12 protein-coding genes are annotated in these 12,003 nt (G+C 66.8%); 6 read left to right on the top strand and 6 right to left on the bottom strand.

The window, feature by feature from the left end; all coding sequences use genetic code 11:
* Positions 1-2: 2 nt before the first annotated feature.
* The gene (locus GV161_RS12315; protein ID WP_137882857.1) at positions 3-1,019 is read right to left on the bottom strand and encodes a TRAP transporter substrate-binding protein; all 1,017 of its coding nucleotides are present in this window, start codon (positions 1,017-1,019) and stop codon (positions 3-5) included.
* Between the two features lie 113 nt (positions 1,020-1,132).
* On the opposite strand from GV161_RS12315, the gene GV161_RS12310 reads away from it, so the two are divergent.
* Positions 1,133-2,218, top strand: coding sequence for a LacI family DNA-binding transcriptional regulator (locus tag GV161_RS12310; RefSeq protein WP_152015992.1), 1,086 nt, complete (start codon positions 1,133-1,135; stop codon positions 2,216-2,218).
* A gap of 16 nt (positions 2,219-2,234) precedes the next feature.
* Here the strand turns inward: GV161_RS12310 and GV161_RS12305 are convergent, their stop codons facing one another.
* Together GV161_RS12305 and GV161_RS12300 are read right to left on the bottom strand one after the other, a co-directional pair.
* On the bottom strand, positions 2,235-3,884 hold the full coding sequence (locus tag GV161_RS12305; protein WP_152015993.1) for an acyl-CoA dehydrogenase family protein: 1,650 nt from the start codon (positions 3,882-3,884) through the stop codon (positions 2,235-2,237).
* Complete coding sequence (locus tag GV161_RS12300; protein ID WP_152015994.1) at positions 3,881-5,413, bottom strand: 4-hydroxyphenylacetate 3-hydroxylase N-terminal domain-containing protein; 1,533 nt, start codon at positions 5,411-5,413, stop codon at positions 3,881-3,883. The genes GV161_RS12305 and GV161_RS12300 overlap by 4 nt, the downstream gene beginning before the upstream one ends.
* 81 nt (positions 5,414-5,494) lie before the next feature.
* Between GV161_RS12300 and GV161_RS12295 the strand changes: the two genes are divergently transcribed.
* The 5 genes from GV161_RS12295 (at position 5,495) to GV161_RS12275 (ending at position 8,793) form a co-directional block, all read left to right on the top strand.
* The gene (locus GV161_RS12295; protein WP_152015995.1) at positions 5,495-6,127 is read left to right on the top strand and encodes a TetR/AcrR family transcriptional regulator; all 633 of its coding nucleotides are present in this window, start codon (positions 5,495-5,497) and stop codon (positions 6,125-6,127) included.
* 5 nt (positions 6,128-6,132) lie between these two features.
* Complete coding sequence (locus tag GV161_RS12290) at positions 6,133-6,663, top strand: hydrolase (protein ID WP_152015996.1); 531 nt, start codon at positions 6,133-6,135, stop codon at positions 6,661-6,663.
* Positions 6,664-6,671: 8 nt separating this feature from the next.
* Positions 6,672-7,307, top strand: coding sequence for a 2-hydroxychromene-2-carboxylate isomerase (locus tag GV161_RS12285; protein ID WP_159650240.1), 636 nt, complete (start codon positions 6,672-6,674; stop codon positions 7,305-7,307).
* 110 nt (positions 7,308-7,417) lie between these two features.
* A complete protein-coding gene (locus GV161_RS12280; protein ID WP_152015998.1) occupies positions 7,418-8,425 on the top strand; it encodes a lyase in 1,008 nt (335 codons plus the stop codon).
* Positions 8,422-8,793, top strand: coding sequence for a c-type cytochrome (locus GV161_RS12275; protein WP_159650239.1), 372 nt, complete (start codon positions 8,422-8,424; stop codon positions 8,791-8,793). The genes GV161_RS12280 and GV161_RS12275 overlap by 4 nt, the downstream gene beginning before the upstream one ends.
* A gap of 6 nt (positions 8,794-8,799) precedes the next feature.
* On the opposite strand, the gene GV161_RS12270 is transcribed toward GV161_RS12275, so the two are convergent.
* The 3 genes from GV161_RS12270 to GV161_RS12260 all read right to left on the bottom strand — a co-directional run bounded on the left by GV161_RS12270 (position 8,800) and on the right by GV161_RS12260 (position 11,982).
* Entirely contained in the window at positions 8,800-9,789 is a 990-nt protein-coding gene (locus tag GV161_RS12270) for a branched-chain amino acid ABC transporter permease (protein ID WP_152016000.1), read from the bottom strand.
* Positions 9,790-9,808: 19 nt separating this feature from the next.
* The gene (locus GV161_RS12265; RefSeq protein WP_152016001.1) at positions 9,809-10,696 is read right to left on the bottom strand and encodes a branched-chain amino acid ABC transporter permease; all 888 of its coding nucleotides are present in this window, start codon (positions 10,694-10,696) and stop codon (positions 9,809-9,811) included.
* Positions 10,697-10,779: 83 nt separating this feature from the next.
* Positions 10,780-11,982 (bottom strand): ABC transporter substrate-binding protein, encoded by a 1,203-nt coding sequence (locus GV161_RS12260; protein ID WP_152016002.1) that lies wholly within the window; start codon positions 11,980-11,982, stop codon positions 10,780-10,782.
* Between the last annotated feature and the right edge of the window lie 21 nt (positions 11,983-12,003).

Genomic DNA, 12,003 nt, shown 5'->3' with positions numbered 1-12,003 from the left:
CCTCAGGCGAGCTTGCCGACCGCTCCCTCGAGCAGGCTCCAGGCCTCGGCGCCGAAGCGCTCCTGCCATTCCTTGTAGAACCCGCCGTCGCGGAGCTTGGCCCGGAAGCTGTCGGGGTTGGTCTTGTTGAAGGCAAGCCCCTTCGACTGCAGATCAGCCTGCACGGTATCGTTGAGGCTCTTGATGTCGCCGCGCTGGGCAACGCCGGCATCGTTGATGGCCGACGCCACGATCTTCTGGATGTCCGCCGGCAGGCCCTTCCAGGCGCGGCCATTGGCGATGAACCAGAAGCCGTCCCAGATATGGTTCGAGACCGCGCAGCTCTTCTGGACTTCGTAGAGCTTGGCGACCTGGATGATCGGCAGCGGGTTCTCCTGGGCATCGACCACCTTGGTCTGCAGGGCCGAATAGACCTCGGAGAACTGCAGGCTGGCGGGGGCGGCGCCGAGCGCCTTGAACATCGAGATCGAGAGCGGCGAGACCGGCACGCGAATCTTGAGCGAGGCCATGTCGGCCGCCTGCTCGATCGCCTTGCCCGAGGTGGTCATCTGGCGGAAGCCATTGTCCCACATCTTCTCGAAGGCGTAGAGATTGACCTTCTCGATGGCGGCGCGGACATGCGCGCCGACCGGCCCGTCCATCGCCTTCCAGACCTGGTCGTAATCGGCGAAGGCGAAGCCGACCGCGTTGATCGCCGCGACCGGCACCAGGGTCGCGATCACCAGCGCCGACGGAGTGAAGAAGGTGATGCCGCCATTGCGGACCTGGCTCAGCATGTCGGTGTCGCCGCCGAGCTGATTGTTCGGGAAGATCTTGATCTCGACCCGCCCGTTGGTCTCCTTGGCGACGCGCTCGGCCGCCTGCTGGGCGCGGATGTTGAGCGGGTGGCTGAGCGGCAGGTTGTTGCCGTATTTCAGCTCGATCTCGGCGGCCCGCGCGATCATCGGCATGCCGATCAGCGATGCGGCGGGGGCGGCGGCGAGGCCCTTGATGAGCGTGCGGCGGCTCGGTCCGGTCATGATGTCCTCCCTGGACGTGCTGATGCGATTTGATCGCTCTTGAGTGCTTGACGCTCAGCATAGAAATCGCGTCTGATGGTCTTCAAGCTCATTTTCTGATGGTTTTTGATTGAATGAACGCGCCGATCCCCAAGCTTGCCGAGGAGTCCGAGCCGTCCGGGCCACGCCGCCGCCAGATGGCGCGGGTCGAGGACGTCGCGCGCCTCGCTGGCGTCTCGACCGCGACGGTCGACCGGGTGCTGAACCAGCGCCCGGGCGTCCGGCCGGCGACGGTGCAGCGCGTGCTGAAAGCGGCGGGCGAACTCGGCTATGTCATGGAGGGTGCGCTGCCGGCGAGCGCGCTTCGCCCCTTGCGCCTCGGCTTCCTGCTGCCGGCCGGGAACAATCGCTTCCTCGGCCTGCTCGGCCGGCTGATCGCCGGATCGCAGGATCAGCTCGCTTCCTTCAACATGCGCGCCCGGGTCGAGCATATCGAGAGCTTCAAGCCGGAGCTGCTGGCCCATGAGCTCCGGCGCATCGGCCGCGAGGTCGATGGCATCGCCTTCATGGCGCTGGAGCATCCGACGGTGCGCGAGGCGGTCGACGCCCTCGCCGAGCGCGGCGTGCCGAGCGTGACGCTGATCTCCGACATCGCCAACACCGCCCGCGCCGCCTATGTCGGCCTCGACAACCGTGCTGCCGGGCGCACCGCCGGCCAGCTCATCGCCCGCTTCATCGGGCCGCGCCGGGCCAAAGTCGCCAAAGTGGCGATGATCGCCGGCAGCCTGAGCTACCGCGCCCATGAGGAGCGCGAGATGGGCTTCCTGCACCTGTTCGAGGAGCTCTATCCGGACATCAAGGTCGTCGGCCTGCGCGAGGGTCATGACGACGAGGCCAAGAACTATCGCCAGACCAAGACCCTGCTGGGCCAGCATCCGGACCTCGCCGGCATCTACAATATCGGCGGCGGGCCGGAGGGTATCGCCCGGGCGCTGAAGGAGGCCGGGCGGCAGGACGTCGTCTTCGTCGGCCACGGCCTGACGCCGGAGACGCGCGGCCTCCTCGTCGACGGCACAATGGACGCGGTCATCACCCAGCAGCCTCTGGCGACGCTGATGAGCTGCGTCGCGATCTTCGCCAATCTGCGCGCCGGCCGGCCGGCGGCCGAGGGCACGGCGCGGCCCGGCATCGAGATCGTGCTGCGCGAGAACCTGCCTTGAGGGCGCGCGGCCGGCCTCAGCCTTGCGCCACAGTCGCACGCCGCACGATCCCCGCCAGCTCCGGCGACGGATCGAGTGTGCCGAAGACATAGCCCCAGTCGGCGTCGAGCCGCGAGCGGCAGAAGCTCTCGAACACCGCCTCGTCGGCATGCTTCCTCAACTCCGAAGCCTGCAGCGCATAGGCCATCAGATTAGCGAGACGGCGGCCATGGCCGTCATCGTTGCGGGGTTTGGCAGCCTCGTCGCCGAGCCGGTCGAGCCAGCGGTCGAGGGCGCGATTGGCGCCGCGCGCCGCGCCGACCTCGATCATGAAGGCTTCCTTGGTGCGCGGCTCGCGATTGAAGGCGCGCAGCACGTCCATGCACATCATGTTCGAGGTGCCCTCCCAGATCGCGTTGAGCGGTGCCTCGCGATAGAGCCGCGCCATCGGGTTCTCCTCGATGAAGCCGTTGCCGCCATGACACTCCAGCGCCTCGACGACGAAGGCGGCGGCGCGCTTGCAGTTCCAGAACTTCGCGAGCGGGGTGGTGACGCGGGCGAGATGACGCTCCTGCTCGGTCGTCTCCATCGCATCGGTCGCGGCGGCGACACGGAAGGCCATCAAGGTCGAGGCTTCCGAGTCGATCGCGAGATCGGCGAGAATATTGGTCATCATCGGCTGCTCGGCGAGCGAAGAGCCAAAGCCCCGGCGGGACTGGGTGTGGTTCAATGCCAGCGTCAGCGCCTGCCGCATCAGACCGGCCGAGCCGACGGCGAAGTCGAGCCGCGTCAGATGGGCATGGCTGAGGATTTCCTTGATGCCCGCGCCTTCCTCGCCGACGAGCCAGCCGAGGCACTCGCGGAACTCGACCTCGGAAGAGGCATTGGAGCGGTTGCCGGCCTTGTCCTTGAGGCGCTGGATTTGCAGGCGGTTGCGGCTGCCATCGGGCAGGAAGCCTGGGCAGAACAGGCAGGAGACGCCACTTTGCGTCTGCGCCAGGGTGAAGAACCCGTCGGATTGCGGCACCGAGAAGAACCATTTGTGCCCGGTGATCAGATAGACCCTGCCCTCCGGCGTATCTTCGAGGAAGCGGGCCGTGGTCTGGGTCTGGCGCAGGTCGGAACCGCCCTGCTTCTCGGTCATCGCATAGCCGATGCTGGCGCCCTCTTTAAGCGCCACCGGCAGCGGGCGCTTGTCATAGCGGCCCGAGGTGATCTTCTGCCGCCAGAGCGCAAATTCCGGCTGGGCGAGGCCGGGAAAGGCGGCATAGGTCATGCCGGTCGGGCACCCCGTCCCGTGCTCGACCTGGTTCCAGAGATAGGACAGCACGGCGCGGCCGAGATGGCCGTTCGGCTCCGTCGTCGTCCAGGCGAGCGAAGGCACCTCATGAGCAAAGGCTAGCGCCATCAGCTCGTGCCAGGCCGGGTGGAACTCGATCCAGTCGATGCGGTTGCCGTAGCGGTCATGGCTCCGAAGCTCGGGCCCATGGCGGTTGGCGAGGCGGGCGAGCTCCTGCACGTCGGTATCGCCGGCCTGGGCGCCGAGCGCCGCAGCCTTCTCGGCAACCCAAGGTGCACCGCGTGCGACAATGCCCTGCAGCACCGCATCGCCGGAAAAGGCGTTCCAGCCGGTCGCGGGACGAGCCTGGTTGAGGACCTGATGGGTGGCGTGAGCGTGCATGGTCATTCCGCCGCCTCCGGTGTCGTCATGCGCTCGGGCACCTCGCAGCCGGTGACGCAGCAGCGGCCGGGCTGCTTCGAGACGCGCGAGCCGTCAGCGAGCACGCCGCGATCGAGCAGGCTCTCGACCAGCGCGACCTTCTCCATGACCGGGTAATTGCGCCAGATCTCGCGCTTCATCGCCTCGGGCGAGCCGCCGCCATGCAGCGAGATCACCGAATACCAGCCGGCCTCCTTGGACACCGTGAGGTCCTCGATGAAGCGGGCAACCTCGGCGCGCTGCTCATAGGGGATGTCCGGCCGCCCGGTCAGCACGGCCGAGAGCGAGGCGGAGGTCTCAGGGTTGTGGTCCTCGTCCGGGCCGGGCAGCGCCACGATCAAGCCTCCCGAAACATAATGGGCAATCCTGTGCATGTCGTAGATCTTGGTAGCGAGCAGCAGCTTGCCGATATTGGCGAAAACTGCGTCGGGCATCGCCACGCTAGAGCCGTCCTTGCTGCAATAGACCGAGGCCGCGACGCCGCAGGCGAAGAAGCTCTCGGTGATGGTGATCAGCTCGACCAATTGCTCGCGGACATGGGAATGCCTGTCGGCATCGAGCCCGTTGGCTTCGACCATCAGCGCGCCGGCGCCGATCAGGAGGTCACCGAAGCCGGCCCGGGCGGCGATGCAGCTATGGCGGTGATGGGTGGCGTAGCTGGTGGTGAGATAGCCGGCCTCCTCGATCTCGCCAGCCATGAACACACGCTCCCACGGCACGAAGACGTCGTCGAACATCACCGCGCCGGTCGACTGGCCGTATTTCGCCGAGAATTTCGCTGCCGGATCGCCCGGCCGCCCGGCCGGGCGCGCCACGATGGTGATGCCCTCCGCATCGCAGGGCACGGCGCAGCACACCGCGAAATCCTCGTCACCCTTGGCGTGAGTGCGGCAAGGCATAACCAGGAATTCGTGGACATAGGGCGCGCCGGTGACGATCGCCTTGGTGCCGCGGATGACGATGCCATCCACCCGGCGTTCCTTGATGTGAACGTAGGAATCGCGATTGGCCTGCAGGCCCGGCCGCAACGAGCGGTCGCCCTTGGCGTCGGTCATGGCGACGCCGCAGGTCAGGTCCTCGTCCTGGATGCGGTGCATATAGGCGAAGAAGCGCTCGGTGTAGTCGGTGTCGTGATTGGCGTCGGCCCTGACCGTCGCCTGCAGGATGCCGTTGAAGGCGTCATGCGTCAGATAGCGCTGGGCGCAGCCGGAGATCTTGCAGACGAGGCGGACCGCTTCGAGCTTGGCGAGAAGATCGCTGGACGAGGCGTCGATATGGAGCATGCGGTTGACGGTCTTGCCGGAAGCCCCCTGCACCACGGTCATGATCGGCCGGCAGGCCGCGTCATGAGCAAGGTCGTAGGTGACACCGATGCCGTTGATCCCCGGCAGCAGTAATTTCTCGTCGGCGACGCTCTCGACCCGCTGCCCTCCGACGAAGACGCGCGGGTGATAAGCACGCAGGGATTCGCGATAGCCGGCGGCATCCATCAGCATGCTAGCCTCCTCCCGAAAGGTTGTTGCCGTTAAAATTGAACGGCGTTAGATTTTCGTCAAGAGGGTTGAAGGCGTTCCAGGGTGAGTGAAGAAGCAGCGGGCCGGAAGCGCGGTCGCTATGCCGCGACAGACGCAAAGCGCGAGGGCATCGTCGCCGCCGCGCGCGCCGTGTTCGAGCGCGAGGGACTGGACGGCGCCTCGCTGCGGGCGATCGCCGCCGAGGCCGGCTATACGCCGGCAGCGCTCTACTTCCATTTCGACTCGAAGGAAGCGCTCTATGCCGAGGTGCTCGGCCGTTCGATCGCGACCCTGCAGGCCGCCGTCGATGCGGCAGTCGCAGTCGCCGAGACGCCCGCAGACCATTTCCGCACCGCCGCCCTCGCCTTCTTCGACTTCTATGCGGAGAATCCGCGCGATCTCGACCTCGGCTTCTACCTGTTCCGTGGCGGCATGCGCCCGCACGGCCTCGGCCGCGAGCGTGACCGGGCGCTGAACGAGGCGCTGGAAGCGACCCTCGCGCCGATCCGCGAGGCGGCGCTCGTGCTCGGTGCCGATGCCGCGCAGGCCGACTTGATCATGACCGACGCCTTCGCCCATGCTTCCGGCGTGCTGCTCCTGGCGCATACACGGCGCATCCGCATGTTCGGCGCATCGCCGCGCAGGCTGATGGAACGCCATGTCGAAACCGAGCTCGACCGGCTCCTGCGGAGATGACGCCGATGCACCTGATGAGCGCCAAGCGATCCCGCCTCGTCATCATCGATTTCCAGGCACGCCTGATGCCGGTGATCCATGACGGGCCGCGCCTCGTCGCCAATGCGACAAGGCTGGTGGCTGCGGCGAGGCTGCTGGAGGTGCCTATCGTGATGACCGAGCAGAACCCGGCCGGACTCGGCGCGACAGTGCCGGAGCTGGCGGAGGCCGCACCCGCGATCGCCAAGATGAGCTTCGATTCGTGCGGCGCGCCTGAGTTCATCGACGCCATCGCCGGCGACGAGGACCTGATCCTCTGTGGCTGCGAGGCGCATGTCTGCGTCGGCCAGACCGCGCTCTCGCTGCTGGAGAACAAGCGCCGCGTCTTCGTGGTGCAGGATGCCGTCGGCTCGCGCGTCCCGGAGAGCAAGGAGGTGGCGCTGCGGCGGCTGGAGCGGAACGGCGCCGAGATCGTCATCACCGAGATGGTAGTGTTCGAATGGCTGCGCACGGCCGAGCACCCGCAATTCCGCGCCGGCGCCAAGCTGATCAAGTGAGCCTGCCTATGCCTCAGCCCGCCCTCTGGTATTTCGACATCATCTCGCCCTTCGCGCATCTGGCGCTTACGCGGCTGGGTGCGATCCGGGCGCACCGGCCGGTCGTGCTGAAGCCGATCGTCTTCGGCGGCGTGCTCAAGGCCTGGGGCCAGCTCGGGCCGGCGGAGGTCGCGCCCAAGCGCGTCCATACCTACCGGCTCTCGACGCATCTGGCGCAGGCGATGGGCGTGCCATTCCGCTTCCCGCCGGCCCACCCCTTCAATCCGCTGGCCATGCTGCGTCTTCTGACCGCGCTCGACGGCAACGAGGCAGCGGTCACGGCCGCCTTCCGCCTCGTCTGGGGAGAAGGGCGTGACGCCAATGACGCGCAGGTGTTGCAGGAGGTCGCCGATGCCGCCGGCCACCCCGAAGCGCTGGCGCAGATCGGCGAGCAGGAGGTCAAGGATCGCTTGCGCCAGACCACGGAGGGCGCCGTCGCCGCCGGGATCTTCGGCGTGCCCAGCCTGGTGATCGATGGCGAGGTCTTCTGGGGCGTCGATGCCATGCCGATGGCGCTGGATTATCTTGCCGATCCCGCAAGCCTCCGTAGCGGCGAGATGGCGCGCGTCTCGACGCTGCCGGAAGGCATCCAGCGTCAACGCTGAACACGAGCGAAGGGAACCACCCGGCCACAGCCACAGTTTCACGATGTTGTCGGTTTACGCTTCTCGCCGGGAGGCGGATGATCCGCCGCCGACGACGAAAGGAGACGCCGATGCTGCGCCGTTCGTTCCTGAAATTCGGTATCGCCGGCCTCGCCGCGCCGAACCTGATCCTGCGCAGCGCCGAGGCGACCGGACAGCCTCAGCCCGGTAGCCCGTTCATCGTCACCTATTTCGAGGTGCCGGAGATCAAGGGCTCGCGTGACGTCACCGATGCCGGCGACGGCACGATCTGGGTCTGCGGCCAGCGCAACGGCGTGCTCGGCCGCTTCGATCCGCGCACCAGCCAGACCAGAGTGATCCCACTCGGCGACGGCGCCGCCCCGCATGGCGTGGTGCGCGGGCCGGACGGCGCCGCCTGGGTCACCGAGGGCGGCCAGAACGCCATCGCCCGCATCGACGACAAGACCCACAAGGTCGACCTGTTCAAGCTGCCGGCCGGGCGCGAGCGCGCCAATCTCAATACGCCGGTCTTCGACAAGGCCGGCATGCTCTGGTTCAGCGGCCAGAACGGCATCGTTGGCCGATTCGATCCGAAATCGAGCAAGATGGACATTTTCGACGCCCCGCGCGGCGCCGGCCCCTATGGCATGACGCGCACGCCCTCGGGCGAGATCTGGTTCGCCTCGCTCGCCGGCAACTACATCGCCCGGATCAACACCCAGAGCGGCAGCTTCACCGTGGTCGACCCGCCGACCGAAGGCCAGGGCGCACGCCGAGTCTGGTCGGATTCGAAGAACCGGATCTGGGTCAGCGAGTGGAATTCGGGCCAGGTCTCGGCCTACGACACTGAGAGCGGCAGCTGGAAGGGCTGGAAGCTGCCCGGCCACAAGCCGCGGACCTACTCGGTCTATGTCGATGACGCCGACAAGGTCTGGCTCACCGACTTCGCCCTCAACAGCATCGTCCGCTTCGACCCGCTGACCGAGGAGTTCAACAGCTTCCCGAGCGACAAGCCCGGCGCCAATGTCCGCCAGATGGACGGGCGCAGCGGCGAGGCCTGGGGCGGCGAGAGCGGCACCAACCGGCTGGTGCGCATCCAGACGGTGAAGCCGGCGTGAGGGCGGCCTCCGCTGCGCTCATCGCGTTCGGACTGATCGCCGGCGGTGCGGTGCGGGCGCAAGAGCCAGCTGGAGCCGCCATCTTCAAGGCCTGTCAGTCCTGCCACAGCCTCGACCCCGCCAAGACCGGCATGGCGGGGCCGCATCTTGCCGGGTTGAACGGGCGGGTGCTCGGCTCGGCCGAAGAATTCGACTATTCGCCAGCGTTCAAGGCCGCCAAGGCGCAAGGCCTCAAGTGGGATCGTGAGCGGCTGCTCGGCTATCTCGCCGATCCCGATGCGGTGGTGCAAGGCGGCTGGATGAGCCCGCCCGCCGGCCTCAGCACGGCGGATCGGGCGGCGGTTGCGGATTACCTGCTCAAGCAGTAGCCGCGCTCACAGCGGCTTCTTGATCCATTTGGCGATGACGCCGACGATGCCTTCGCGGAAGAGCAGGACACAGGCGACGAAGATCACGCCCTGGACGACGAGCACCCAGGAGCCGAGGCCGGCGAGATAGTTCTGCATTGCGACGATGACGGCCGCGCCGACGATGGGTCCGAAGACGGTGCCGAGGCCGCCGACCAGCGTCATCAGCACCACTTCGCCGGACATCGTCCAGTAGACGTCGGTGAGCGATGCCAGCTGGAAGACGATCGCCTTGGTCGCGCCGGCAAGGCCCGCGAGTCCGGCCGAGAGCACGAAGACGGCGAGCTTGTACTGGCTGGCGCGGTAGCCGAGCGAGATGGCGCGCGGCTCGTTGTCACGGATCGCCTTGCAGACCTGGCCAAAGGGCGAGTGGATGATCCGGTAGATCAGCAGGAGCCCACCCATGAAGATCGCGGCAACCAGCCAATAGAGCGCGCGGTCGTCAGCGAGGCTGACGAGGCCGAAGAGCTTGCCGCGCGGTACCGCTTGGATGCCGTCCTCGCCGCCGGTGAAGCGCGGCGTCTGCAGCGAGAAGAAGAAGGCCATCTGCGCCAGCGCCAGGGTGATCATGGCGAAATAGATGCCCTGACGGCGGATGGCGAGCGCCCCGAAGACGAGGCCGAGCAAGGCGGCAACGGCGGTGCCGAGCAGGATCGCCAGCTCCGGCGTCAGGCCCCAGTGCTTGGCCGTATAGGCACTGACATAGCTCGCCATGCCGAAATAGGCGGCGTGGCCGAAGGAAAGCAGGCCGCCATAGCCGAGCAGGAGATTGAAGGCGAGCGCGAACAGCGCAAAGCACAGCACCTTCATCACGAAGACGGGATAGGCGACGAAGGGCGCGATCGCGAGCAAGACGGCGATCGCGACGAAGAGGTTGCGATGCAGGCGCGCGGCGCTGTCGTCGGTCTCGGCGACGACGGCGGCGGTGGGAGTATCGCTGGAGGCAAGGTCGGTCATGTCTTTGGTCCTTGCATCCTCAGGCGGTGCGGCCGAACAGGCCGGCGGGCTTCACCAGCAGCACCAGCACCATGATGATGAAGATCACGGTCGAGGACGCCTCGGGGTAGAACACCTTGGTCAGGCCCTCGATCAGGCCCAGCGAGAAACCGGTGACGATCGCACCCATGATCGAGCCCATGCCGCCGATGACGACGACGGCGAAGACGACGATGATCAGGTCGGCGCCCATGTTCGGGTTGACCGCGTAGATCGGGGCGGCGAGCACGCCGGCGAAGGCGGCGAGCGCGACGCCGAAGCCATAGGTTAGCGTCACTAGGAGCGGCACGTTGATGCCAAAAGCCTGGGTCAGGGTCGGATTCTCGGTGGCCGCCCGCAGATAGGCGCCGAGCTTGGTCTTCTCGATCATGAACCAGGTGGCGAGGCAGATCACCAGCGAGGCGACGACGACCCAGCCGCGATAGGTCGGCAGGAACATGAAGCCGAGATTCTGGCCGCCGGTCAGCTGCGGCGGGATGCCGTAGGGCAGGCCGGAGGAGCCGTAATAATTGCGGAACAGGCCCTGGATGATCAGCGCCAGGCCGAAGGTCAGCAGCAGCCCGTAGAGATGGTCGTACTTGGCGATGCGGGCGAGGAAGACCCGCTCGATGACGATACCGGTGGCGCCGACCACGATCGGCGCGATCAGCAGCGCGGCCCAATAGTTCAGGCCGAGATAGTTCAGGCACATCCAGGCGACGAAGGCGCCCATCATGTACTGCGCCCCATGGGCGAAGTTGATGATGTTGAGCAGGCCGAAGATCACCGCCAGCCCGAGCGACAGGATCGCGTAGAACGAGCCGTTGATCAGACCCAGAAGGACCTGGCCGAACAGCGCCTGCGGCGGTACGCCTAGAAGTTCGAACATCGGATCGACCGTTTCGTGAAAACTGGTCCGGGGCCGGCTTCGGCCCCGGAAAGAGACGTCGTGCGGACCTTGTCAGCCCGTCATCACTTGACGAGCGAGCAGCCGGTCTCGGCGAGCGGCTGGAAGGCTTCCTCGGCCGGGATCACCGCGATCTGCTTGTAGTAGTCCCACGGGCCCTTCGACTCCGAGGGCTTCTTGACCTCGTAGAGATACATCGGGTGCATCTTGCGGCCGTTGACGCGGATCGAGCCCTTGCCGAACAGCGGATCGTCGGTCGGCATCTCCTTCATCTTGGCCATGACCACGGCAGCGTCCTTGCTCTTGGCCGCCTCGACCGCCTTCAGATAGTGCAGCAGGCCGGAATAGACGCCCGCCTGCACCATGGTCGGCTTCTTGCCGCCATTGAGCTTGGCGAAGCGCTCCGACCAGGCGCGGGTGCCGTCATCGCGATCCCAGTAGAAGGATTCGGTCAGCACCAGGCCCTGCGCCGCCTGCAGACCGAGCGCATGCACGTCGCTGGCGAAGGTCAAGAGGCCGGCGAGCTTCTGGCCGCCCTGGGTTATGCCGAACTCGCTCGCCTGCTTGACCGAGTTGGTCAGGTCGCCGCCGGCATTGGCGAGGCCGATGACCTTGGCCTTGGAGGCCTGCGCCTGCAGCAGGAAGGACGAGAAGTCCGTGCCCGGGAACGGGGTGCGCACCGCGCCCACGACCTTGCCGCCAGCCTTGGTGACGACGGCCGTGGCGTCGCGCTCCAGCGCATGACCGAAGGCGTAGTCGGCGGTGAGGAAGAACCAGCTGTCGCCACCGGCCTTCACCATCGCGCCGCCGGTGCCCTGGGCGAGGGCATAGGTGTCATAGGTCCAGTGGACGGTATTCGGCGAGCAGGCTTTGCCGGTGAGGTCCGAGGTGCCGGCGCCGGAATTGATGTGGATCTTGTTCTTGTCCTTGGTGATCTGGCTCACCGCCAGCGCCACCGAGGACGTCGGCACGTCGAGGATCAGGTCGACGCCGTCCTGGTCGTACCATTGCCGGGCGATGGTCGAGCCGACGTCGGGCTTGTTCTGGTGGTCGGCCGAGACGATGTCGACTTTGATGCCCTTCTCGGCCGCCTTGAAGTCCTCGACCGCCAGGCGCGCGGCGATCACCGAGCCCTCGCCGGAGAGGTCGGCATAGATGCCGGAGCGGTCGTTGAGCACGCCGGCCTTGACGGTGATCTGCTGCGCGAGCGCCGGCGCGGCCATCAGCGCGCCGAGCGCCGTGGCCGCAAGCAATGTCTTGAGGTTCATGTTGGTCTCCCTGGGGATGTC

The organism is Bosea sp. 29B (assembly GCF_902506165.1).
Classification (GTDB): domain Bacteria; phylum Pseudomonadota; class Alphaproteobacteria; order Rhizobiales; family Beijerinckiaceae; genus Allobosea.
This window is presented reverse-complemented; position numbering and strand designations above follow the sequence as displayed.

Coding starts and splice junctions, on each gene's coding strand:
- GV161_RS12315 (WP_137882857.1), bottom strand. CDS start 1,019: ATGACCGGACCGAGCCGCCGCACGCTCATCAAGGGCCTCGCCGCCGCC.
- GV161_RS12310 (WP_152015992.1), top strand. CDS start 1,133: ATGAACGCGCCGATCCCCAAGCTTGCCGAGGAGTCCGAGCCGTCCGGG.
- GV161_RS12305 (WP_152015993.1), bottom strand. CDS start 3,884: ATGACCATGCACGCTCACGCCACCCATCAGGTCCTCAACCAGGCTCGT.
- GV161_RS12300 (WP_152015994.1), bottom strand. CDS start 5,413: ATGCTGATGGATGCCGCCGGCTATCGCGAATCCCTGCGTGCTTATCAC.
- GV161_RS12290 (WP_152015996.1), top strand. CDS start 6,133: ATGCACCTGATGAGCGCCAAGCGATCCCGCCTCGTCATCATCGATTTC.
- GV161_RS12285 (WP_159650240.1), top strand. CDS start 6,672: ATGCCTCAGCCCGCCCTCTGGTATTTCGACATCATCTCGCCCTTCGCG.
- GV161_RS12280 (WP_152015998.1), top strand. CDS start 7,418: ATGCTGCGCCGTTCGTTCCTGAAATTCGGTATCGCCGGCCTCGCCGCG.
- GV161_RS12270 (WP_152016000.1), bottom strand. CDS start 9,789: ATGACCGACCTTGCCTCCAGCGATACTCCCACCGCCGCCGTCGTCGCC.
- GV161_RS12265 (WP_152016001.1), bottom strand. CDS start 10,696: ATGTTCGAACTTCTAGGCGTACCGCCGCAGGCGCTGTTCGGCCAGGTC.
- GV161_RS12260 (WP_152016002.1), bottom strand. CDS start 11,982: ATGAACCTCAAGACATTGCTTGCGGCCACGGCGCTCGGCGCGCTGATG.